Source organism: Streptomyces sp. NPDC020362 (assembly GCF_040642095.1).
GTDB lineage: Bacteria > Actinomycetota > Actinomycetes > Streptomycetales > Streptomycetaceae > Streptomyces.
The window spans coordinates 1-22,983 of the sequence record NZ_JBFAET010000143.1; the positions used below are offsets into that span (position 1 = coordinate 1).

At 71.6% G+C, this 22,983-nt stretch carries 18 protein-coding genes and 1 riboswitch; of the genes, 8 read left to right on the plus strand and 10 right to left on the minus strand.

Annotated elements, in window-relative coordinates; genetic code table 11:
• Nucleotides 1-139: 139 nt before the first annotated feature.
• Entirely contained in the window at nt 140-2,623 is a 2,484-nt protein-coding gene (gene pcrA, locus AB0H32_RS34370; RefSeq protein ID WP_361128986.1) for a DNA helicase PcrA, read from the minus strand.
• A 285-nt stretch (nt 2,624-2,908) separates the two neighbouring features.
• Nucleotides 2,909-3,081: riboswitch (cyclic di-AMP (ydaO/yuaA leader) on the plus strand.
• A 7-nt stretch (nt 3,082-3,088) separates the two neighbouring features.
• Here pcrA and AB0H32_RS34375 point away from each other — a divergent pair.
• A complete protein-coding gene (locus AB0H32_RS34375; protein WP_361128989.1) occupies nt 3,089-4,444 on the plus strand; it encodes an NlpC/P60 family protein in 1,356 nt (451 codons plus the stop codon).
• A 105-nt stretch (nt 4,445-4,549) separates the two neighbouring features.
• Entirely contained in the window at nt 4,550-5,518 is a 969-nt protein-coding gene (locus tag AB0H32_RS34380) for a tellurite resistance/C4-dicarboxylate transporter family protein (protein ID WP_361128992.1), read from the plus strand.
• Between the two features lie 3 nt (nt 5,519-5,521).
• Here AB0H32_RS34380 and AB0H32_RS34385 read toward each other — a convergent pair whose 3' ends face one another.
• Nucleotides 5,522-5,875 carry a hypothetical protein gene (locus tag AB0H32_RS34385; protein ID WP_361128995.1) on the minus strand — a complete coding sequence of 118 codons (354 nt, stop codon included), beginning with the start codon at nt 5,873-5,875 and terminating at the stop codon, nt 5,522-5,524.
• 414 nt (nt 5,876-6,289) lie between these two features.
• Here AB0H32_RS34385 and AB0H32_RS34390 point away from each other — a divergent pair, with 414 nt between their 5' ends.
• On the plus strand, nt 6,290-7,354 hold the full coding sequence (locus AB0H32_RS34390) for an NlpC/P60 family protein (protein WP_361129036.1): 1,065 nt from the start codon (nt 6,290-6,292) through the stop codon (nt 7,352-7,354).
• A gap of 20 nt (nt 7,355-7,374) precedes the next feature.
• Here AB0H32_RS34390 and AB0H32_RS34395 read toward each other — a convergent pair whose 3' ends face one another.
• Together AB0H32_RS34395 and AB0H32_RS34400 are read right to left on the minus strand one after the other, a co-directional pair.
• Nucleotides 7,375-8,118 (minus strand): response regulator transcription factor, encoded by a 744-nt coding sequence (locus AB0H32_RS34395; RefSeq protein ID WP_361128998.1) that lies wholly within the window; start codon nt 8,116-8,118, stop codon nt 7,375-7,377.
• Nucleotides 8,115-9,407 (minus strand): PspC domain-containing protein, encoded by a 1,293-nt coding sequence (locus AB0H32_RS34400; protein ID WP_361129001.1) that lies wholly within the window; start codon nt 9,405-9,407, stop codon nt 8,115-8,117. Before AB0H32_RS34400 ends, AB0H32_RS34395 begins: the two co-directional genes overlap by 4 nt.
• 210 nt (nt 9,408-9,617) lie before the next feature.
• On the opposite strand from AB0H32_RS34400, the gene AB0H32_RS34405 reads away from it, so the two are divergent.
• Entirely contained in the window at nt 9,618-11,204 is a 1,587-nt protein-coding gene (locus AB0H32_RS34405) for a PspC domain-containing protein (protein ID WP_361129004.1), read from the plus strand.
• Entirely contained in the window at nt 11,191-11,400 is a 210-nt protein-coding gene (locus AB0H32_RS34410) for a hypothetical protein (protein ID WP_361129007.1), read from the plus strand. Before AB0H32_RS34405 ends, AB0H32_RS34410 begins: the two co-directional genes overlap by 14 nt.
• 27 nt (nt 11,401-11,427) lie before the next feature.
• Here AB0H32_RS34410 and AB0H32_RS34415 read toward each other — a convergent pair whose 3' ends face one another.
• Nucleotides 11,428-11,958: a DoxX family membrane protein gene (locus AB0H32_RS34415; protein ID WP_361129010.1), complete on the minus strand. Its 531-nt coding sequence runs from the start codon at nt 11,956-11,958 to the stop codon at nt 11,428-11,430.
• Between the two features lie 249 nt (nt 11,959-12,207).
• Nucleotides 12,208-13,494, minus strand: coding sequence for a hypothetical protein (locus tag AB0H32_RS34420; RefSeq protein ID WP_361129013.1), 1,287 nt, complete (start codon nt 13,492-13,494; stop codon nt 12,208-12,210).
• A 190-nt stretch (nt 13,495-13,684) separates the two neighbouring features.
• On the opposite strand from AB0H32_RS34420, the gene AB0H32_RS34425 reads away from it, so the two are divergent.
• Entirely contained in the window at nt 13,685-14,617 is a 933-nt protein-coding gene (locus AB0H32_RS34425) for a DUF4429 domain-containing protein (protein WP_361129016.1), read from the plus strand.
• 48 nt (nt 14,618-14,665) lie between these two features.
• On the opposite strand, the gene AB0H32_RS34430 is transcribed toward AB0H32_RS34425, so the two are convergent.
• Nucleotides 14,666-15,460, minus strand: a complete 795-nt coding sequence (locus AB0H32_RS34430; RefSeq protein ID WP_361129018.1) for a class II aldolase/adducin family protein — start codon at nt 15,458-15,460, stop codon at nt 14,666-14,668.
• A gap of 140 nt (nt 15,461-15,600) precedes the next feature.
• On the opposite strand from AB0H32_RS34430, the gene AB0H32_RS34435 reads away from it, so the two are divergent.
• Nucleotides 15,601-16,068, plus strand: a complete 468-nt coding sequence (locus AB0H32_RS34435) for a pyridoxamine 5'-phosphate oxidase family protein (RefSeq protein WP_361129021.1) — start codon at nt 15,601-15,603, stop codon at nt 16,066-16,068.
• 18 nt (nt 16,069-16,086) lie between these two features.
• Here the strand turns inward: AB0H32_RS34435 and guaA are convergent, their stop codons facing one another.
• Nucleotides 16,087-17,667 (minus strand): glutamine-hydrolyzing GMP synthase, encoded by a 1,581-nt coding sequence (guaA, locus tag AB0H32_RS34440; protein ID WP_361129024.1) that lies wholly within the window; start codon nt 17,665-17,667, stop codon nt 16,087-16,089.
• Nucleotides 17,668-18,039: 372 nt separating this feature from the next.
• Between guaA and AB0H32_RS34445 the strand changes: the two genes are divergently transcribed.
• Nucleotides 18,040-18,396 carry a chorismate mutase gene (locus tag AB0H32_RS34445; RefSeq protein WP_361129027.1) on the plus strand — a complete coding sequence of 119 codons (357 nt, stop codon included), beginning with the start codon at nt 18,040-18,042 and terminating at the stop codon, nt 18,394-18,396.
• Between the two features lie 884 nt (nt 18,397-19,280).
• Here the strand turns inward: AB0H32_RS34445 and AB0H32_RS34450 are convergent.
• Both AB0H32_RS34450 and AB0H32_RS34455 read right to left on the minus strand, forming a co-directional pair.
• A complete protein-coding gene (locus AB0H32_RS34450; protein ID WP_361129030.1) occupies nt 19,281-21,059 on the minus strand; it encodes a GMC family oxidoreductase in 1,779 nt (592 codons plus the stop codon).
• Between the two features lie 73 nt (nt 21,060-21,132).
• Nucleotides 21,133-22,746 (minus strand): succinic semialdehyde dehydrogenase, encoded by a 1,614-nt coding sequence (locus AB0H32_RS34455; protein ID WP_361129033.1) that lies wholly within the window; start codon nt 22,744-22,746, stop codon nt 21,133-21,135.
• Between the last annotated feature and the right edge of the window lie 237 nt (nt 22,747-22,983).

The following is a 22,983-nucleotide window of genomic DNA, read 5'->3' on the forward strand; positions in this document are numbered from 1 at the left end:
GGGGGCGGGGGCGGGGGGGGGGGGGACGCCGGCCGGCGGGCCGCCCCCCCCCCGGTCTGGCCCCGACCTTAACCCGGCCACACGGCGCCGGCGCCCTGTCACGCCGTGACCCCCCCCGGCCGGGGGGGGCTCACTGCGTCTACAGCTTCTCGACCGGCGCGTACCGCAGCAGCAGCCGCTTCGGCTTGCCGTCCCCGAAGTCGATCGTCGCCTGGGCCTTGTCGTCCGCGCCCGACACCGCGACGACCGTCCCGAGCCCGAACTGGTCGTGGGTGACCCGGTCACCGACCGCCAGGGACACCACTGGCTTCTCGGAGGCCCGCCGAGTGGCGAACCCGGACGCACCCGCCGCCGACGAGCGCGAGCGGGACGAGGACAGCGAGGCCGCGATCCCGGAGGCCGGCCCGGAGGAGACCGGCGCGGGCGCTCCCGTCCGCTTCCACTCCACATGGGCGGCCGGGATCTCCTCCAGGAAGCGGGAGGGCGGGTTGTACGACGGCTGGCCCCAGGCGCTGCGCATCGCCGACCGCGTGAGGTACAGCCGATCCCGCGCGCGGGTGATGCCGACGTACGCCAGGCGCCGCTCCTCCTCCAGCTCCTTGGTCTGGCCGAGGGCGCGCATGTGCGGGAAGACGCCGTCCTCCATGCCGGTCAGGAAGACGACCGGGAACTCCAGGCCCTTGGCGGTGTGCAGGGTCATCAGCGTGATGACGCCGGAGCCGTCCTCTTCCTCGTCGGGGATCTGGTCGGAGTCGGCGACCAGGGCGACCTTCTCCAGGAAGTCGGCCAGCGTGCCCTGCTCCCCCTCCTCGCGCTCCTGCTCGAACTCCAGGGCCACGGCGGCGAGTTCCTGGAGGTTCTCGATGCGGGTCTCGTCCTGCGGGTCGGTGGAGGCCTGCAACTCGGCCAGGTATCCGGTGCGTTCGAGCACCGCCTCCAGGACGGTGGCCGGCCCGGCCCCGGACTCCACGATGGTGCGCAGGTCCTCCATCAGCGTGTTGAACCGCTTGACCGCGTTGGTGGAGCGTGCGGCCATGCCGTAGGCCTCGTCCACGCGCTTCAGGGCCTGCGGGAAGCTGATCTTCTCGCGCTGGGAGAGGGCGTCGATCATCGCCTCCGCGCGCTCGCCGATGCCGCGCTTGGGGACGTTGAGGATGCGGCGCAGCGGCACCGAGTCCTCGGGGTTGGCGAGGACGCGCAGGTAGGCCAGGACGTCCCGGACCTCCTTGCGCTCGTAGAAGCGGACGCCGCCGACGACCTTGTAGGGCAGGCCTACTCGGATGAAGACCTCTTCGAAGACACGGGACTGTGCGTTGGTGCGGTAGAAGACGGCGACGTCACCGGACTTGGCCTCGCCCGCGTCCGTGAGGCGGTCTATCTCGTCGGCGACGAACTGGGCCTCGTCGTGCTCGGTGTCGGCGACGTAGCCGGTGATCCGGGCGCCCTGGCCGGCGTTGGTCCACAGGTTCTTCGGGCGGCGGGACTCGTTGCGCTCGATGACCGCGTTTGCGGCGGACAGGATGGTCTGCGTGGAGCGGTAGTTCTGCTCCAGCAGGATCGTCGTCGCGTTCGGGTAGTCCTCCTCGAACTGGAGGATGTTGCGGATCGTCGCGCCCCGGAAGGCGTAGATCGACTGGTCCGCGTCACCCACCACGCACAGTTCGGCGGGCGGGAGGTCGTACGCGTTCGGGGGGACGTTCTCGTCGTGGGCACCCGTGCCGACCAGCTCACGCACCAGCGCGTACTGGGCGTGGTTGGTGTCCTGGTACTCGTCGACCAGGACGTGCCGGAAGCGGCGGCGGTAGTGCTCGGCGACGTCCGGGAAGGCGCGCAGCAGGTTGACCGTCGTCATGATCAGGTCGTCGAAGTCGAGCGCGTTGGCCTCGCGCAGCCGCGACTGGTAGAGCGCGTAGGCCTGGGCGAGGGTCTTCTCGAAGCCGTCGTTCGCCTGGGCGGCGAAGTCCTCCTCGTCGATCAGCTCGTTCTTGAGGTTGCTGATCTTGGCGCTGAAGGACTTGGGCGGGAAGCGCTTGGGGTCCAGGTCCAGGTCACGGCAGACCAGGGCCATCAGGCGCTTGCTGTCGGCGGCGTCGTAGATGGAGAAACTCGACGTGAAGCCGAGCTTCTTCGATTCGCGCCTGAGGATCCGCACGCAGGCGCTGTGGAAGGTCATGACCCACATCGCGTGCGCACGCGGGCCGACGAGCTGCTCGACGCGCTCCTTCATCTCGCCCGCGGCCTTGTTGGTGAAGGTGATCGCGAGGATCTGGCCCGGGTGCACGCTCCGCTCGGCGAGCAGATGGGCGATGCGGTGGGTGAGCACGCGGGTCTTGCCGGAGCCGGCGCCGGCGACGATGAGCAGCGGGGAGCCGGCGTGGACGACCGCGGCGCGCTGGTTCTCGTTCAGCCCCTCCAGGAGCGCCGCCGCGTCGATCGCGGGGCGCGGGGCGCCGTCGCGGTAGTAGGCGTCCCGGTCCGGTGGTACGTCGAACTTCCCGCCGAACAGATCGTCCGGAAGCGGCTCCGGAGCGTGATCGTCCTCGGGCGGCGGCGGGGGTTCCTCCTCGCGCCCGCGGGAGGGCTGGAGGTCCGCCAGGAAGCTGTCGTCAAAGAGGCTGCTCATCGCTCTCCGAGTCTAGGGCGCCGCACCGACAACCGGTCGCAGTCCCCGGAACACGGCTCCCGCGGGCGCCCGCTATCGGACACGGCCCCGGGGAGTCGATCACCGTCCCGATCCGTGCCGATCGGCCCTCACGCTGCGAAAGCACCTTGTCACGCCTGTATGAAAACGGCCTCAGGTCACGGAAATGTATCGGACATATGACTCACCAACCTTCACAAGAGTCACACGAGTTGGCTAGGTTGCCGTCAGGCCGCACGACCCCCTTCCGGCGAACGTCGCCGAGCGCTGCGGCCTCCGCCGAGTCCGGTGCGCCTTCACGCGGCCACTGGAGCCGGGGACCCACCGATCCTGGGGTGAATCGGCCGACTCCCGCCCGGGACGAAGCCGTAGGGCAACCCTTCCGAACCACCCGCCCGAACCCGACAGCTAACCCGGTAGGCGGCACATTGGAAGGAGTCGCCTCCCTTGGCGTCGCACCGCAAGCCGCGCCCCGGCACAACCCTCGGACCGGGCGTTCGCACGCCCGACCTCGCCACCGCCGCCATCACCTCCGTGGCCGTCCTGCCCCAGACGGCCGAGGCCGCCCCCGCTCCGGACGGCCGGCCGAGCCTGGCCGAGATCGAGAAGAAGGTCGACGAGTTCTACCGCCGGGCCGACTCGGCGGCCGAGGAGCAGCCGGCGGGCAGGCAGCGGGGGCGGGTGGACGCCCCGGCCGAGGAGAGCGCCCGGCGCCCGGGCCGGCTCTCCAAGGCTCGTGAGGAGCTGGGGTCGTTCGCCGTCGCCCCCGACACGACCGCCCTCCTCGCGGAGTATCCGCAGGACCACTTCGCCCCGGACCGGGTGATGAAGCGGCTGGCCTCGCGTGTGAAGGACGCCGCCGGGCGGGGGCGGACCACCGCGGGCCCCGAGGCGCCGACACAGGCTCCGACAGCGACGGCGGCAGCGGCGCCGTACGACGTGAAGACGGCCAAGGCGGCCGTTCAGAAGAAGCTCGTCACCGCGCGTGAACTGCTGTCACGGCTCACGGCCGAGGAGCGCGCACGGCCTGCCGCAGCCGAACAGTGGCCCCGGGAGGAGACCGCCGGGCAGGCGGCCGAGCCACTGCGGCAGGGGGTGCCGGCACGACAGGCGGCCGGGCCCGTGCGGCACACGGCCGAGCCGGTGCGGCACATGGCCGAGCCCGTGCGGCACACGGCCGAGCCCGTGCGGCAGCGGGCAGCGGCACGGCAGGAGACCGGCTCGGCGTCCACCGGACTCACCGACTGGCCGACCACCGAGACCACCAGCTCGCCGACCACCGGTCCCAACGACTCTGCGCCCACCGGCCCCACCGGCTGGCCGACCACCGAGACCGTCGACTCGGCGTCCGCCGGTCCCACTGACTCGGCGTCTGCCAGTCACGCCGACTCGGCGTCCGCCGATCCCACCTGCGCGGCATCCACCGACCCCACCGACTCGTACGCCACCCGGGCCGAAAAGGCGGTCGCCTTCGCCCGCGCCCAGGTCGGCAAGCCGTACGTGTCCGGTGCCAGCGGCCCCGGCTCCTACGACTGCTCCGGACTGACCCAGGCCGCCTGGAGGGCAGCCGGTGTCGCCCTCCCGCGCGCCGGCCACGACCAGGCCCGTGCGGGCACCCAGGTGCCCCTCGCCGACGCCCGGCCCGGTGACCTGCTCTTCTTCCACGGCAACAGCAGCCATGTCGGCCTCTGCACCGGCGACGGCATGTTGATCCACGCTCCGACGCCCGGCGGGTGCATCCGCGAGGAACCCGTCTACCAGTGGGGCGAACCGATCGTCCACAGCGTGGTGCGGCCCGTCTGACCGGATCCTTTTCCTGACCCATTCTTCCCCGTCCCGTGCTCTTTTCGAGCCCCACGCGCGCGTGCCCTCCTCCCGCGGGCTGCCCGGATACCTAGCATCGGGCGCATGGCCGGCATCTCAGCTCTGCGCGCGTGGTGGGCGGAGCGTCCGCCGGCGGCGGGCGCCGCCGTCATGGCGACCGGCATCGTGTCGGTGAGCCTGTATCTGACGGGCACCGAGACGCTTTCCCTGGTCTTCCTGTGGCTGGCCTGTCTCGCCTGGGTGGCGTTCGCCGCGAACTTCGTCGTTCGGCTGCTGGGGCAACGGGAGCGGTGGGCCGCCGAGGCCCGGAGCCCGGGCGCGCTCACCGCCGTCGCCGCCACGACGGTGCTCGGCACCCGGATCTCGGCGTTCGGCTGGCAGCGGCTCGCGGGGGCGTCGCTGGCCCTGGCGGCGCTGCTCTGGCCGGTGCTGCTCGTTCTCGTCGTACGGCACTGGAAGTCGCGCATGCCGGGAGCGGTGTTCCTGTGCTGTGTGGCCACACAGGGGCTCGCGGTGCTGGCGGCGACCCTGGCAGCGGCCACGACGACGGCATGGCTCGCGCGCGCCGCGATGGTGCTGTTCTGGCTGGGCCTGGTGCTCTACGGGATCGCCCTGCCGCACTTCGACCTGCGGCAGGTCCTCGAAGGGCCCGGGGACCAGTGGATCGCGGGCGGGGCACTCGCCATCTCGGCACTGGCCGGGGCGAAGCTGCTGTCCGCCGACAGCGCGCGCCTGTATCTGTGGAACGACGACGACCGCGGTGTGCTGCGTGACGCGACGGTCGTGCTGCTCGCGCTGGACCTGGCCTGGTACCTGGTGCTGCTGGCCGCCGAGGTGGCCCGGCCGCGGCTGGGCTACGACACGCGGCGGTGGGCGACGGTGTTCCCGTTGGGAATGACGGCGGCGGCCACGCTGTCGGTCGTGGCCGCCGTCGGAGGCGCATGGCTGAGGGAGCCGGGGCGGGTGCTGGTGTGGGTGGCGGTGGCGGCGTGGCTCGTGGTCGCGGCCGGTGCCGCGCTCGCGGCCCGCCCCGGGTTCAGCCGAGCGGGCTGAGCGTCACGTCCACAGCACGGCGATGAAGATGTTCGCCATGGTCAGCAGGCCGACCAGCCCGAAGAGGCGCTTGTCGACCTTCTCCTCGTCGCGCTGCACGTAGACCAGCCCGAGGATCACGATCAGCAGGGCCAGCTTCACGCCGATCTTGATGGCGTTGACGTGGTGGTCGTCGGCCTGGTTGAGGCCGACCAGGGCCACACCGGTGACCAGCATGGTGAGCGCGCCGTGCAGCATCCCGGGGACGAAGCGGGCCGTGCCCTGGCCCATCGCCTTCATCTGGGTGAGGAAACCGCCGAGCAGTGCCGCGATACCGATGATGTGCAGGCCGACGAAGAGATGGATGAGTACGTCCATGAGCCCGGAGCCTAATGAGGGGCCCCGAAGGCTCCGGTCACCGGGCCCCCACAGGCATGCGTCGGTCTTGCATATATGCGCCCCATAGCACCCCGCGGCTCCGGCATGTTTCACATTCCGCACATCGGTCACCACGCTGCGTGAAGGCGACGACTCCAGGCGGACAGTTCTGTCACATACCGTCACGATGCGATCCGTCACAGCCAGTTCCGTACAGTGCGTTACCTGGCTGTCACAGTCCGGCCTACCGTCCTCCTCCAGGTGACCGGCTCCCCACCGCCGCCCGTGCCAGGGCGGCACTCGGTCACCACCCCCGAGAAAGATCCGGCGGCGGCCCGCTCCCCCTGTACGGGCCGCCGCCGGACGCATCGACGCTCGGTCGCAGAAGCCCTACGGAAGGACGTGACGGTCCAGGTGGCAGCGCACCGCAAGCCCCGACAGCGCTCGCTCGGCGGCAACACCGTCCGCACGGCCGTCACCCTCGCCCTCGCGGGCGCAGCCAGTGCGACGGCCTTCGACGGAACGGGACACGCCGAGCCGCAGCTGACGCCGGCCCAGGTGAAGACCAAGGTGGACAAGCTGTACCAGGAGGCGGAGGCCGCCACCGAGAAGTACGACGGGGCGAAGGAGAAGGCGGACACGGCCCAGCGGCGCCTGAACTCGCTGCGGGACGAGACCGCCCGCAAACAGGAAGGCCTCAACGCGGCCCGGAACGCACTGGGTTCGTACGCGACGGCACAGTACCGCCAAGGAGGGTTCGATCCTGCATGGCAGCTCGCGCTGTCCAGCGACCCGGACCGCTACCTGGACGGGGCCGCGCTCGCCGAGCGGGCCGGTGAGCGGCAGGCCGGGGCGGTGGCCCGGGTGCGCGAACAGCTGCGGGAGATCGAGCAGTTGCGCGGCGCCGCCCGCATCGAGGTGACGTCGCTGCGGGCGCGGCAGGTGGAGCTGCGGCGGCAGAAGCGGACCATCACCGCGAAGCTGACGGAGGCGCGCAGGCTGCTGGCGCGGCTCACTCGGCCGCAGCGGGCCCAGGTCACCGGCGACGGCAGCGCACAGGGCCGCGCCTCGCGGTCGGCCTCGGACGCCCGGGCGGCCCTGGAGCACGCCGGGTCCGTCGCCGCCCCCGACGCCCGGGCGGCGGCGGCTGTCGCCTACGCCTATCAGAAGCTCGGCAGCCCCTACGTCTGGGGCGCGACCGGTCCGAACGCCTTCGACTGCTCGGGCCTGGCGCAGGCGGCCTACCACTCCGCCGGCATCTCCCTGCCGCGCACCACCTACGCCCAGATCAACGCGGGCCGACGCGTCTCCCGCTCGGAACTCCAGCCCGGCGACCTGGTGTTCTTCTACTCCGGCATCAGCCATGTCGGCATCTACGTCGGCAACGGCCAGATGATCCACGCCCCGAACCCGTCGGCACCGGTCCGTCTCGCCCCCGTCGACCTGATGCCGTTCGCCGGGGCCACCCGGGTGGCGTGAGAGCGGCCGCCGGAACCGGATCAGACCAGGCGGCGGGCCGTCGCCCAGCGGGTCAGCTCATGGCGGTTGGAGAGCTGGAGCTTGCGCAGGACCGCCGAGACATGGGACTCGACCGTCTTCACCGAGATGAACAGCTGCTTGGCGATCTCCTTGTAGGCGTAGCCACGGGCGATCAGCCGCAGCACCTCGCGCTCGCGCTGGGTCAGGCGGTCCAGGTCCTCGTCGACCGGTGGGGCGTCGGTGGACGCGAAGGCGTCCAGGACGAACCCGGCCAGGCGCGGGGAGAAGACGGCGTCGCCCTCCTGCACGCGGAAGATCGAGTCGACCAGGTCGGTGCCGGTGATGGTCTTGGTGACATAGCCACGGGCGCCGCCGCGGATGACACCGATCACGTCCTCGGCCGCGTCCGACACGGACAGTGCGAGGAAGCGGACGGGTCGCTCGGCGTCCGCCATCAACGCCGCGCACCGGCGCAGCACTTCGCCCCCGCCGCCGCCCGGCAGATGCACGTCGAGGAGGACCACCTCGGGCCGGGTCGCGGTGATGACCGTGACCGCCTGGTCGACGTCCGCGGCCTCGCCGACCACCTCGACACCGGTCTGGGCGGTCTGCCCGATCTCGGCTTGGACTCCGGTGCGGAACATGCGGTGGTCGTCGACGAGCACCACGCGCACATGGCGCCCGCCCGGGCCGCCGGCCGCAGGTCCGGCCCCGGCCGCCTCCGCCGCTCCCGTCGTACCGCTCGCCTCGGTCGCGTCGCTCATGACGTCTTCTCCGCCCTCTCCATCTCCAGCTCGACCTCCGTACCGCCGCCCGGCACGGTCCGCAGCCGGGCCGTGCCGCCGTTGCGCTCCATGCGGCCGATGATCGATTCTCTAACGCCCATACGGTCGTCGGGTATCGAGTCGAGGTCGAATCCCGGACCGCGGTCACGGACGGACACGAAGACCGTCGTTCCGTCGACCTCGGCATAGACCTGGACGGCGCCGCCCTCGCCACCGTACTTGGCGGCGTTCACCATCGCCTCGCGCGCGGCCTGCATCTGCGCGGCGGTCCGGTCGTCGAGCGGGCAGTCACCGACCACGACGACCTCGATGGGCACTCCGTGCTTGTCCTCGACCTCGGCGGCGTTGCGCCGCACCGCCTCGGCGACCGTGTCCGGCTCGTCGGCCTCCTCCTTGCCGGTGCCCTCGGGCTTGTACAGCCAGGTGCGCAGGTCGCGCTCCTGGGCACGGGCCAGGCGCCGCACCTCGTTCGCGTGGTCGGCGTTGCGCTGGATCAGGGTGAGGGTGTGCAGCACGGAGTCGTGGACGTGGGCGGCGACCTCGGCACGCTCCTGGGCCCGGATGCGCATCAGGCGCTCCTCGGACAGGTCCTGGGTCATACGGACCAGATAGGGGCCGGCGAGCAGCGTGATGCCGACGAGGACGGCGAGGGCGGCCTGGAGGACGGCGCCGAGGTGAGCGGCCGAGCCCTGCATGACGAAGATGGCCGAGACACCGGCCGTCACCAGCAGGACGCCGACGCCCGCGCGCAGCAGGCTCAGCGTGCGCCGCCGGCTGCCGACCTCCACCCAGCGGGCCCGGCGGGCGTTGTCCGCCTGGCGCCAGACGAGGGCGACACCGGCCGCGACCAGGACGGCGGGCAGCAGATACGCCTTCGCTGCGCTGGTCAGATTGACGCTGCCCACGAAGACAACGGAGACGATGACCATGAGGAGCAGGGCGACGATCTGGCCCTTGTCCGGTTTGCGGGTCACCAGTCTGCGGCGGCCGTCCGGCGAGGTCTCGGTGCCCACCAGCGACGGCGGCTTGGGCGCGCCGACGCCGCCGACGCCGAGCGGGACGAAGAACCAGAAGGCGGCGTACAGCAGCGCTCCGAGTCCGTTGGCCATGAACAGGCCGACGAAGGCGAGCCGGACCCAGATCACGGGCAGCCCGAGGTGCCCGGCGAGGCCGCGCGCCACTCCGCCCAGCCAGCGGCCGTCGCTGCTGCGGTAGAGCTTGCGCGGCGGCTGCGGGTCGTCTAGTGGCAGGGATGCGGCTTCCGGCATGCCATCGATGGTCACATGGCCGCGGGCGCAGGGCATCAGGGTCGGCCCCCTAGACTCCCCTGATCTTCCCTCACCTGCCCCTCACCCCCTGCGAAAAGGTCTGTCGGGCGGGGCTCGAACACCTCCCCACCCCGTCTCGGGGCAGATCTCAGGGTTCGCCCAGGGTCATCCCGGCTGCCGTCGCGACCGCCGGGCCGTCACCATGGACACATGACGGATCACGAGCACGCCGCGACGGGTCCGGGACCCGGCCCCGGCCCGCGCCCGGCCCCGGGCACCGGACCGACGGATGCCGCGCCCGCCGCGACGGGGAAGACGGGAAAGGCGGAGACGACCGGGACGACCGGGACGACGGGGGCCACGGGAGCGCCCGGAGCCACCGGTCCCGCTGCCGGTGAACAGCACACGGGTGCCGGCACCGGCCGGCGGAACACCAGAGCCGGTGCGTCCGGTACGGAGAAAACTGTGACGGAAGAGAGAACGGAAGGGAGAACGGAGGAAGGAGACGCCCTCGAGGCACCCCACCGCTTCCGCCGCGACCGCCGGCACAAGATGATCGCCGGGGTGTGCGCCGGGCTCGGGCGGCAGACCGAGATGGACCCGGTGATCTTCCGGATCACCCTGGCCGTGCTGGCCGCGACCGGCGGCTTCGGCCTCCTCTTCTACGGGTTCGCCTGGCTCCTCGTGCCGTACGAGGAGGAAGAGGAGAACGAGGTCCGCAAGCTGCTGACGGGACGGGTCGACGGCCAGGCCCTGGCGGCCGTGATGTTCGCCCTGGTCGGCTGCGGGATCTTCCTCACCATGCTGAAGAACGGCGGAGTGCTGGCCTTCGCCGTGGTGCTCTCCCTGCTGCTGGCAGGCGCCGGGTACTGGTCGCGGCACCGCGGCGCCCACAGTCCCGACCCGCTCGCCGCGCAGGCCGCCGCGGATGCCCCGCCGGAGGCCCAGGCGCCGCCGGTCGCCACCTACTACCCCTCGTGGTGGCGGGACCCGATCGTCAAGGACGGCACCCATGTCGGGGGCACCGGGTATCTGTGGGGTCCCGGCGACGCCCGGGAGCGGGACCTCGTCCCGGCCGTCGACATCGGTATCACCATCCCCTGGACGCACGGTGGCTCCCCGCGCCCCGAACGCGCCGAGCCCCCCGTGCCGCGCGGTCCGCGCGGTCCGCGCTGGATCGGCGGCTGGATATTCCTGCTCGCCCTGCTGGCCGGGGGCCTGGGCACCGGGCTCACCTGGGACACCCGCCCGCTGGGCACCAGTCTGCAGACCGGCCTGGCCTGTGCGCTGGCGGTCTTCGGGCTGGGCATCGCGCTCAGCGCGTTCCTGGGACGGACAGGAGCCATGACGGTGTTCCTGGCGATGGTCACGGCGGGGCTGCTCGCCGGAGCAACGGCCCTGCCCAAGGACATCACCACCCACTGGAAGCAAGCGTCCTGGACGCCGGCCGCGACGGCGGACGTGCGGCCCGCGTACGACCTCGGTACCGGCGTCGGCACCCTGGACCTGACCCACGTGCACCCCGCGCGTGGACAGACGGTGGCCACGGACGCCGAGGTGGGTGCGGGGCAGCTGAAGGTGATAGTCCCGGCGGACACGAAGGTGCGCATGAAGATCGACGTGGGCGTGGGCGACATCAGGTTGCCCGGCGCCAACAGAAGGGACGTGGACGTGCAGCCGGACAGGCACAAGAGTGTGACGCTGTCCCCGGTCAAGGGCGGCAAGGACGCGGGCACGTTGGAGATCGGTCTGCGGGTGGGCGTCGGACAGGTGGAGGTCAGCCGTGCTGCGTCATGAGTTCCAGCCCGGGAGACTGGTCGCCGGTCTCGCCTTCACCGCCGCCGGCATCGTCTACGCCGGAGACGCGGCCGACCTGTGGGACACCCCTTGGTTCGTGATCGTCCCGCTGGTGGTGGGCGGACTCTTTCTGGCGGGTGCCGCCGCCGCCGTGACGCGGGGCATACGTCGGCGGAGCGGCGCCGGAAGCGGTTAGGGCGCGGCGCCCCGGGCGGCTCGCCAGCTAGTGGTGGCCGCCGCCGCGCTGTCGTCGTCGTGCCCGCAGGGCGGCGTCCACCGAGAAGTACGGGGCTCCGGCGAGGACGAGGGGCAGCCAGGCCATCAGATAGGCGAGGTCGTTGCCGTAGTAGTAGGGCGTGGAGGACCAGCTCACGGTCAGCCACAGGCTCAGCGAGATCAGTGCGCCGCCGAGGGCGGCCAGGCGGCCGAGCAGACCGAGCAGGGTGCCGATGCCGACGGCCAGCTCGCCGAAGGCGATGGCGTAGCCGAAGCCGACCGGGCTCTTCAAAGCCAGGTCGACCAGGGCCGGGATGGCGGAGGAGGAACGGGCCGCGCGCATCGTGTCGCCGATCGAGCCGGCGCCGCCGGACTTCATGAAGGCGCTGTCGGTGATCTTGTCCAGGCCTGCGTAGATGAAGGTGACGCCCAGGAAGACGCGGAGCGGAAGGAGGGCGTAGCGCGAGGCGGTGTCCCGCCAGCTGCTGCCGCCGTTCAGATGGGAGGTGTGTGTGTCCGTCCGAATGCCGTGAGTCATCGCTCAAGCCTGCCTCTCGCTCACCGCGCCAGACCTCTCACTCGACGATACGTACGACAGGTCGGGCCGGTTCAACCCTCAATCGGATTTTTTTTCCGGATTCCGGTTCGCCGTAAGAGCGAAAGCGCCGCCCGCTCTCCAGCCGCTCCCCACCGCTCGTGCGGACTGCCGGTGCGGGTCGGCCGGTGCGGGTCGGCCGGTGTGACGGACAGAGCGTCGTGGCTCAGCGGTCGATTCCTCAGGGGGCGTTCACTCCGTCACCTCGACGATGCACCGGTTGGTCGCCAACCCGGCCGCGGTGACCACCTGGACCTCCACCGCCCCGGGCTCCACCTCGGCCGGTACCGGCACGGTCAGGACGGTGTTCGTCGGGTTGCGGAAGCCGCCGGTGACGGGGACCAGGGGGACCTGGACGTCGACCGCGCCGACGCGGACGACCATGCGGGAGAGGCGGTCGGCGCTCTGGGCCCCGGGCGGCACGAAGCCGGTGCCGCGGATCTCGATGTCGTCGCCGGTGCGGATCGGGCCGTCCAGGTCTCCGGGCTCACGGGCCCGGACCACGGAGAGGATGACCGGACGGCCGCCCTCGGCATACTTGCCGGCCAGGTAGGTCGCGGCCGAGATCAGCACCACGACGGCGAGTCCCCAGGGCAGGTCGGGCAGCTGGTCGGGGCGGCGAGCCAGCCGTACGACGACGAACAGCAGGGCGACGGCGCTGATCACGACGTACTGGAGGTCGGCGAAGGCACCCCGGCCGGCGTCGTCGGTCAGCAGGTCGGCGGCGCGCGGGCGGTGGGCGGGCACCTTCTGCAGCCGCTGGGCGAGGATGCGCACGCCGACCACCCGGCGGACCAGCACGGCGATGCCGCACACCACGGCCAGCACGGTCACCACGCCCGCCCCGCGCGCGAGGTCGAGACCGGAGATCAGCGCGTCGCGTTCGGCGTGCTCGGAGGCGGCGGCCAGGCGGCCCGCCAGCACGAGAACGGCGTAGGTCACGACCAGCACCCAGCCGGCCGCCACCGTGCGGGAGGTGGACAGGCGGTTGTCCTCGCCGATCACCGGCGCCAGCACCCCACCACGCGCGCGGTGGAACCAGGAGGCGGCGCTCAGCGCGCCCCCGACGAGGAGCGCGGCGAGCAGTCCGGCGGTGCGCGCGCTGGTCCAGCCCGCGCCGACGGCGGTGAGCGATTCGGTGAGCAGCAGGCCGACGACCGCACCCCACACCGTGTACAGGGTGCGCCGCCACAGACGGGCCAGCCACACCTCGCCCTCGGCGCGCCCGCGTTCGGCGACCTCCTCCGCCTGTTGGGTCAGTTCCTCGGAGACCCACTGGCGGGATGCGGAGGCGGAGTGCGACACGGCCGTCGGCAGTCCCAGCCCGGCCGCGAACTCGTCGCGCGTGCGCAGAAACGCGGCGACGGCCCGCCGGTGTCCCTCACGGGCCCCGTGCGGACAGTCCCCGCAGGTGCAGCCGCCTCCGTGCGCCCCGGTGGCACCCGTTGCCGTACCCTGCCTCGCCTCCTGCACCGCCACGCCCGACGCCCGCCTTCCCCACGACCCGAGACACGGCCGGCGGCTCGCTGGTCGAGCCGTCCCGCTGCCGTGCAACTCCCCTGCGACGACAGCGAATTGTGCCCTACGCAGAGCGGTTCGGGTCCGCCGGACCGGGTCACGGCGGGTGAAGTCCGGGCCATCGTGTTGACCCAGCTGCGAGAATCTCCCCATGGCCGAGATCATCCAGCGGGACGGCACCTGGGCGTTCGACGGCAGCACGATCCGGATCACCCCCGGGCTCCACCGCTCGGTGCCGTTGTTCCGGCAGACGTACGGGGAGATCGCGGTACCCCTCGAAGCGGTCTCGGGCGTCGGCTACGAACCCGAGCGCAGGCACGGCCGGCTGCGCATGCGGCTGCGGGAGGGCGCGGATCCGCTGCTGCAGGCGACGGGCGGGCGGCTGCCGGACGCGGCCGATCCCTACCGGCTGACCGTGGACGCGGACCGTTCCGGGGTCGCCGAATACGTCGCCGAGGAGATCCGCCGCGCGCTGCTGCTCGACGAGGTCCCCAAGGAACCCACGACGGCCTATCTGCTGCCGGGGCCGCCGGTGCCGGTCTCGGTGCGGTCCTCCGACGGTACGGTCTCCTTCGACGGCAGCCAGGTGCGCATCGACTGGGCCGACACCTCCGACCGGGTCAAGCGCGCGACCGGCTCTCGGATCATCGACCTCGGCGAACTGGTTCAGGTCGAGTGGCTGCCCAACTCCGGCTACGAGGACGGCTTCCTGCGGTTCGTGACCCGGGAGACCGTTTTCTCCAAGCTGCCGCCCGAGCGGGACCCCTACACCCTCGACCTGTGGGGCAGCGTCCGGCGCGATCTGCTGACCGCGCTGGTCGCGGCGGCCGCCACCGCCCGGCTGCCGCACCCCTCCGCCCGCGTCGGCGCCGCGTCCTCGTTCCGCGACCGGCCGCCGGCCGCCGTACCGGCGCAGGCGGACCGCGACCGGGCGGACCACGACCGGGCAGGCCACGACCGGGCGGACCACCACGACGCGCTGTTGCGCCGGTTGCGCGAGCTGGGCGAGCTGCACCGGGACGGGGTGCTCACGGACGAGGAGTTCGCGATGGCCAAGGCGGTGGTGCTCAGGGGGTTCGGCTGAGGAGGCTCAGCCGAGGTGGTTCGGCTGAGGAGGCTCGGCTGAGGAGGTTCAGCTGAGCAGGTCCGGTTCGCTGCGGCTGATGTCCTGCCACAGCGGCTGGTAGTTGATCCAGGCCACCAGGTCGCCGCCGAGCTGTTCGCGGGTGGCCACGGCCAGTTTGTGGTCGATGAGGACAGGGCGGCCGGCCGCCTTGGCCATCAGCTGCACCTGGCAGGACCGTTCCAGGGACAGGAACCACCAGGCCGCCGCGTCCACCGAGTCGCCGACGGTGAGCGCCCCGTGGTTGCGCAGCACGAGCGCCTTGCGGGAACCGAGCGCGGCGGCGATACGGCGGCCCTCGTCGGCGTCGACGTTGACGCCGGTGTAGGCGTCGTAGAGGGCCACGTCCTCGTAGAAGGCGCAGCTCTCCTGGGTGATGGGGTCGATGAGGTCGCCGAGCGCGGCGACGGCCCGGCCGTGCACGGAGTGGCAGTGGGCGACGGCGACGACGTCGGGGCGGGCGGCGTGGACCTGGGCGTGCACGGTGAACGCGGCCTGGTTGATGTGGTAGCGGCCCTCGACGACCTGCCCGTCCTGGTTGGCGAGGACGAGGTCGCTCACGGTGACGTGCTTGAACGGCATCCCGAACGGGTTGACCCAGAAGCAGTCGGTGAACTCGGGGTCGCGCGCGGTGATGTGCCCGGACACCCCGTCCTCGAGTCCGGTGCGCCCGAAGATCCGCAGGGCGCCCGCGAGCCGCTCCTTGCGGTGCCGGCGTTCGTCCTCGACCGAGTCGTGCATCGGCGGCATGGCGAACTGCAGCTGGTCGGTGGGCAGCGGCAGGGGCGGGGTGGGCCCGTGCATAGGTCCTCCATCGGGGGGATGGCTGTACGGGCCGGAAGTTACCGCCGGTCAGCGCAAAAGGGCAGAGCTGTTTTGTAAAGATGACGTACGCAGCGAATACACGACAGGCGTTGTCCGGTTTACCGGTGAGACTGGCACGCATGAACTGGGCAGCCTTCACCACCGCCGCACCCGAACTGGCAGAGATCGCCGAGGAGCGCTTCGGCGCCCACCGGCATCACGTCCTCGCGACCCTGCGCAAGGACGGCTCCCCGCGCACCAGCGGCCTGGAGGTCCGCTTCCTGGACGGAGAGCTGTGGCTCGGCATGATGCCGGACTCCCTCAAGGCCCTCGACCTGCTCCGCGACCCGCGCTTCGCGCTGCAGGCCAACCCCGGGGAGGACACCGGGATGGGCGGCGGGGACGTCCGGGTCGCCGGACGGGCCTTCGAGGTCGTCGACACGGCGGTGGAGGGGGCGTACGTGAAAGAGGTGGAACCGCCGCAGCCGTTCCACCTCTTCCGCACCGAGCTGACGGAGGTCGTACGGACCTACGTCGAGGGCGAGAAGTATCTGGTCGCCCAGGTCTGGAAGCCCGGAGAGTCGGTGCGCACTCTCAAGCGGACATGACCTTGGAAAGCCGCGGGACTACTCCCACTCGATGGTGCCCGGCGGCTTCGACGTGACGTCGAGGACGACCCGGTTGACGTCCCGGACCTCGTTGGTGATCCGGGTGGAGATGCGGGCGAGGACGTCGTAGGGCAGCCGCGACCAGTCGGCGGTCATGGCGTCCTCGGAGGAGACCGGACGCAGGACGATCGGGTGGCCGTAGGTGCGGCCGTCGCCCTGGACACCGACCGAGCGGACGTCCGCGAGCAGGACCACCGGGCACTGCCAGATGTCCCGGTCGAGGCCTGCCGCGGTGAGCTCCTCGCGGGCGATGGCGTCCGCGTCCCGGAGCAGGTCCAGGCGCTCCTTGGTGACCTCGCCGACGATCCGGATGCCGAGGCCGGGGCCCGGGAAGGGCTGGCGCTGGACGATCTCCTCGGGCAGGCCCAGCTCCTGGCCGACCATGCGGACCTCGTCCTTGAAGAGCTTGCGGAGCGGCTCGATGAGCTTGAACTCCAGGTCCTCGGGGAGGCCGCCGACGTTGTGGTGCGACTTGATGTTGGCGGTGCCGGTGCCGCCGCCGGACTCGACCACGTCCGGGTACAGGGTGCCCTGGACCAGGAACTCCACGGCCGGGCCCTCGTCGGCGATGATCTCGGCCTGCGCCTGCTCGAAGACGCGGATGAACTCGCGGCCGATGATCTTCCGCTTCTCCTCGGGCTCGGAGACGCCCTTGAGCGCGGTCAGGAAGCGCTCCTCGGCGTCCACGACGACCAGCTTGACGCCGGTCGCGGCCACGAAGTCCTTCTCGACCTGCTCGGTCTCGCCCTTGCGCATCAGGCCGTGGTCGACGTACACGCAGGTCAGCTGGTCGCCGATGGCCCGCGCGACGAGGGCGGCGGCGACGGCGGAGTCCACGCCGCCGGACAGACCGCAGATCGCGCGCTTGTCGCCGACCTGCTCGCGGATCGCGGCGACCTGCTCCTCGATCACGTTGCCCGTGGTCCAGGACGGGGTCAGGCCCGCGCCGCGGTAGAGGAAGTGCTCCAGCACCTGCTGGCCGTGCGTGGAGTGCATGACCTCGGGGTGGTACTGGACGCCGTAGAGCTTCTTCTCGTCGTTCTCGAAGGCGGCGACCGGGACGACGTCCGTGGACGCGGTGACGGTGAAGCCCTCGGGGGCGGCGGAGCAGGCGTCGCCGTGCGACATCCACACGTGCTGCTCGGCCGGGGTGCCCTCGAAGAGGGTGGAGGACGTCCGGGAGACGTGCAGGTCGGTACGGCCGTACTCGCGGGCGCCGGTGTTGTCGACGGTGCCGCCGAGGACCTCCGCCATCAGCTGGAAGCCGTAGCACATGCCGAAGACGGGGACGCCGGCCTCGAAGAGCTCGCGGCCGAGGCGGGGGGCGCCCTCCTCGTACACGGACGAGGGGCCGCCGGAGAGGATGATCGCCGCGGGGTTCTTGGCGAGCATCTCGGCGGCCGGCATGGTGCTCGGCACGATCTCGCTGTAGACCCGCGCCTCGCGGACGCGACGGGCGATGAGCTGGGCGTACTGCGCGCCGAAGTCGACGACCAGGACGGTGTCGGGGGTGGCGGCAGCGGGAGTCGCTGATGACACGGGGTGCCTTCCGGCGGTGGGGCGGGGGTCTGTACTACCGATTCTAACGGGGCTGGGCCCGGACCCCTTGCCGTCCTCCCGGCGGCTCCGCCCCCGGACCCCCGATCCCCGCCCACGCACCACCCGACCCGGTCGGCTGGAACCTCGGTCGGCCGGGGAGTGGGGGCCGTGCAATACTGGGCCCATGCTTACGCAGACGACCCGCTTCTTTACCTATGGCAACCGGCCCGCCGGCTGCCATGGTCGTGCTGCTTGAGCTGACGCCAAGCGACTTCCCAGGCGCCCCGGGCCGACAAGGCCCCGGGGCGCCTGTCGTTTTCCGGGGACTGTCGTTCCGGGGCATCCGTCGATCACCTCCCGAGGAGCCCCGACATGACGACCGCGACCGCTGCGACCACCGCGGCGACCACCGGCAACGGACAGACCACCGGCACGGAACAGACCACAGGCACGGAACAGACCACCGTCGCGAAGCAGACCACCGGCGCGGAGCAGACCATCGCCGACGCACGCGAGCGCATCGACGCGCTCGACGACCGGATCATCGGCCTCATCCAGGAGCGGATGGCCGTCTCCACCGTCGTGCAGAAGACCCGTATCTCCTCGGGCGGCCGTCGTGTGCACCTCTCCCGCGAGATGGAGATCCTCGGCCGCTACCGCGAGGCCCTCGGCAAGCCGGGTACCGCGCTCGCGATGACCCTGCTGGAGCTGTGCCGGGGTCGCATCTGAGTTCGGTACCGGTCTCACCCGTACGGCGCGTGACCGGCCCGCGCACCGCTTCGTTGAGTCGGTTGTCCGTGCCAGCCAGGGGCGGGCCCGACAGAACCACGCGTGGCTCGCTGGAGCGGTGAGACGTACGGGTCGTGCCGTACGTCGTGGGACCTCGCTCCAGGGAAGTGACCGGACGGCAGGGGACAGCAGCCCGGTCACCCATGAGAACGGTCGGCTCCGGGGACGCCCGGGGCCGACCGGCGGAAATTGCAAAAATGCACCAGTGCCGGGTCAAACGGTTGCGGATGCCTCCACCATCCAGCACGATGCGTAGAAGCCCCCGAGTCCCCTCGCAGACAACGGCATTGCTCCACCCGCCCGTCCGTCAGAGGTCGAGACCACAGAGCCAGCGGCGCAACCCCCCGGCGCCGCTTCCCGAGCACCGGCGCCGCCCTGACGCCGGTGCTGACGAAAGAAGGGCCCCGCGGCTCAAGTCCCGCGGGGCCCTTTCGCCGCGCTCGTCGCGACCCGGCCGTCACGTCCGCCACACGCGATACGCGTGACACACCTCACAAAGGAATCCGGCGGGGCGAGGCAACCGTCCGGGGTCCTCGCTGATCAAACCTGCTGCCGGATCAAGACCACGGTAGGAAGCGAGTGACCTGCGTTCGGAGGGGGACGCAGGTCACTCGTCGCTTTTCCGGGTCCGGCCGCTGCCTTTCCGGGTCCGGCCGCTGCCTTTCCGAGTCCGGCCGCTGCCTTTCCGAGTCCGGCGGCTGCTTTCCGGGGCCGGCCACTGCCTTTGCCAAGTGCGGCCACTGCCGTTCCGGGTTCGACCACCGCCCTTCCGGGGCCGGCCGTCGCTTCCCGTCTCTCCTCCCCCAGCCGGCCCGGCGGTCCCGTTACTTCTTCGGCGGCACCGCCGGGATCCCCAGGAACGGCAGCTTCAGTGCGCCGAAGGCGTCCGCCGGGACCACCGGGTTGAGCGGTTCCACCGGCTTCAGCCGCTCGTACGCCGCTCCCGGCGCCGGACGGGGGTCCTCCTCGCCCTTGTTCGGCCAGTACGACATGGCACGCTCGGCCTGCGCGGTGATCGTCAGCGACGGGTTCACACCCAGGTTGGCCGAAACCGCGGCGCCGTCCACCACCGAGATGCCGGGGTGGCCGTAGAGCCGGTGGTACGGGTCGATCACGCCCGTCTCCGCGGAGTCGCCGATGGGGCAGCCGCCCAGGAAGTGCGCGGTCAGCGGGGTGCCCATCAGCTCGCCGACGTTGCTGCCCGCGAAACCGTTGATCTCGGTGGCGAGGGCCGAGGCGGCCTCCGAGGCGGACTTGATCTGCTTGGGGTTGGGCGCGCCGTGGCCCTGCCGGGCCGTGAGCAGCCCCCTGCCGACCCCCGACTGCTTGAGGTACGTCGTCAGCGAGTTGTCCAGCGACTGCATGACCAGGCCGATGATGGTCCGCTCCGACCAGCGCCGGTTGGACAGGGAGCGGGCGACCAGCACGGGGTGGCGGGCCGCGTTCGCCAGCCAGGCCAGGACGCGCGAGGAGCCCTCGGCGTAGGGGACCTGGAGGATCGACAGGCCGCCCATCGAGTTGGAGCCCTTGCCGTAGCGGACCGGCTCGATGTGGGTGTTCTCGTCGGGGTGGATGGAGGACGTGATGGCCACCCCGCGCGTGAAGTCGGCCTTCGGTTCGCCGGTGGCCCTGCGGTAGCGGCGGTTGTCCGTCTGCGCGCCGACCAGCGCCTCGGAGTTGGTCCGGGTCAGGTCTCCGAGGCGGGCGGAGACGTAGGGCAGCTGGCCGCCGGACTTCATGCGGTGCAGCAGGGTCTGGGTGCCGTACGTACCGGCCGCGATCACGACCCGCCGCGCGGTGAAGAGCCGCCCCTTGCCCTTCTTCTTCTGGTCCGTCGGCAGGGTCGCGACCGCGTACCCGCCCCGCGAGTCGTCGGTGACGGACACGACCGTCGTCATGGGGTGGACCACCGCGCCCGCCTTCTCGGCGAGGTACAGGTAGTTCTCGTTGAGGGTGTTCTTCGCGCCGTGCCGGCAGCCGGTCATGCACTCGCCGCACTCGGTGCAGGCCTTGCGGGACGGGCCCGCCCCGCCGAAGTACGGGTCGGCGACCTCACCGCCCGGCTTCGCCTTCGCCGTCCCGTCGGCGTCGTCGCCGTCCCCGAAGAACACCCCGACCGGCGCCATGTGGAAGGTGTCGCCCACGCCCATCCGCTGCGCCGCCGCCTTCAGGTGCACGTCGGAGGGGGTCATGGTCGGGTTCAGCCGTACGCCGAGCATGCGCTGCGCCTGGTCGTAGTACGGCTTCAGCTCCTCCTGCCAGTCGGTGATGTCCCGCCACTGGGGGTCGTCGAAGAAGGCCTTCGGCGGGACGTAGAGGGTGTTGGCGTAGTTGAGCGAGCCACCGCCGACACCTGCACCCGCCAGCACCATCACATTGCCCAGCAGATGGATGCGCTGGATGCCGTACATGCCGAGCTTCGGTGCCCAGAGGTAGTTCTTCAGGTCCCAGGAGTTCTTCGGGAGCGTGTCGCGGGCGAATCGGCGGCCGGCTTCCAGGACGCCTACCTTGTAGCCCTTCTCGGTCAGGCGCAGGGCGGTCACCGAGCCGCCGAAGCCGGATCCGATGACGAGGACGTCGTAGTCGTGAGCATCCTGGGGCACGGGGGTCTCCTCGTTGAGTTCGCGTGCGGGCCGTGTGTGGTTTCTTGCGCAGTTCCCCGCGCCCCTGGGTGGGTTACCTGAACCGGAAGGCCTTCATGAGGCGGAGACTGCGGCTCATGAAGGCCGCGTACTTCTCGTCGTCCATCCCCAGCGACGGCGCCATGGGCAGCAGCCGCTGCTGGGCCACCGTCTGGGCCTCGGTGTACTTGAGGATGCCCTCCGAGCCGTGGCGGCGGCCGAGGCCGGAGTCCTTCATGCCGCCCATCGGTGACTGGACGCTGCCGTAGGCGGGCGCGTAGCCCTCGTTGACGTTGACCGTGCCGGTGCGCAGCCGGGCGGCGACGTCGCGGCCGCGGCGCGCGTCCTTGGTCCACACGGAGGCGTTCAGGCCGTACGGCGTAGAGTTGGCGCGCTCGACCGCCTCGTCGTCGGTCTTGAAGCGGTAGATCGACACGACCGGCCCGAAGGTCTCCTCCTCGCAGACGGCCATGGAGTCCTCGACGCCGTCGAGGACGGTGGGCTCGAAGAAGTACGGGCCGATGTCCGGGCGGGCCACGCCGCCCGCGACCACCCTCGCACCCTTGGCCACGGCCTCCTCCACGTGCCGTTCGACGGTCTTGAGCTGCCGTTCCCCGACCAGCGAGCCCATGTCGGCGCCGTAGGCGAGGGAGTTGCCGAGCCGCATGGACCTGGTGCGGGCGGCGAAGCGCTCCAGGAAGGCGTCGGCGACGGACTCGTGGACGAACAGCCGCTCGATGGAGATGCAGAGCTGGCCGGCGGAGGAGAAGCAGGCGCGTACGGCACCGGCGGCCGCCTTCTCGATGTCGGCGTCGTCGAGCACCAGCATGGCGTTCTTGCCGCCGAGTTCGAGGGAGACGCCGACCAGGCGGGCGGCGGCGCCCTGGGCGACCTCGCGGCCGGTGCGGGTGGAGCCGGTGAAGGAGACGTAGTCGGCATGCCTGACGACCTCCGGGCCCACGACCGGGCCCTCGCCGAGCACGACCTGGAAGACATCGGCGGGCAGCCCGGCCTCGATGAGCAGGTCCCGCGCCCACAGAGCCGTGAGGCAGGTCTCGGTGTCCGGCTTCATCACGACCGCGTTGCCGGCGACGAAGGCGGGCAGCGCGTCGCCGACGGACAGCTCCAGGGGGTAGTTCCAGGGAGCGATCTGGCCGACGACCCCACGCGCGTGGCGGAGTTCGGTGACCTTCGTCAGGGTCGGCATGGCGCCCGCGTGCCGCTTGGGCCGCAGGTAGGCGGGGGCCTTGCGGCCGTAGTGGCGGGCCGCGACGGCGACCGCCTGCACCTCCTCGTGCGCGTGCAGCCGGGCCTTGCCTGTCTCCAGCTGGATGAGGTCGAGGACCTCGGCCTGGCGGGCGAGCACCAGGTCGTGGAAGCGGAGCAGCACGGCGGCCCGCTGCCGCACCGGCGTCCTCTCCCACACCGCCTGCGCGGCACGGGCGGCCTGGAAGGCCTTGAGGACGTCCTCGGGCGTGGACTCGGGCAGGTCGGCCAGCTTCTCGCCGGTGAACGGGGTGTGGTTGGCGGTACGGCCGGAGCCGGCGACGCCCTTGGTCAGCTGGGCCACCAGCTCGGGGGTGACCACGTCGGCGGCGGTGCGGGCGCCCTCGGGGGCGGGCGCGAGGGGGTTGGTGCCGGTGATGTCCGGGGCCTGCGAGTCCGTCATGACGCGCAGGGTATGCCGCGGCGAAGGCTTTGGGTACCCGTCGGTAACGGGGATTCACCGAGTGCTCACACGACGCCAGTGATCACTGGCAGCAAATGCGCTGATCAGGGGCTCGGCCAGGTGACGATCACTCGACTTCTGGTTTTTTCGCGAGGAGGAGAGCGAGCGCGGCGAGGGGGGTACGGCGGCGGGGCCGGGGAGCGGACACGGGAGCGGGTACGCCGACGGGGGTGGGGG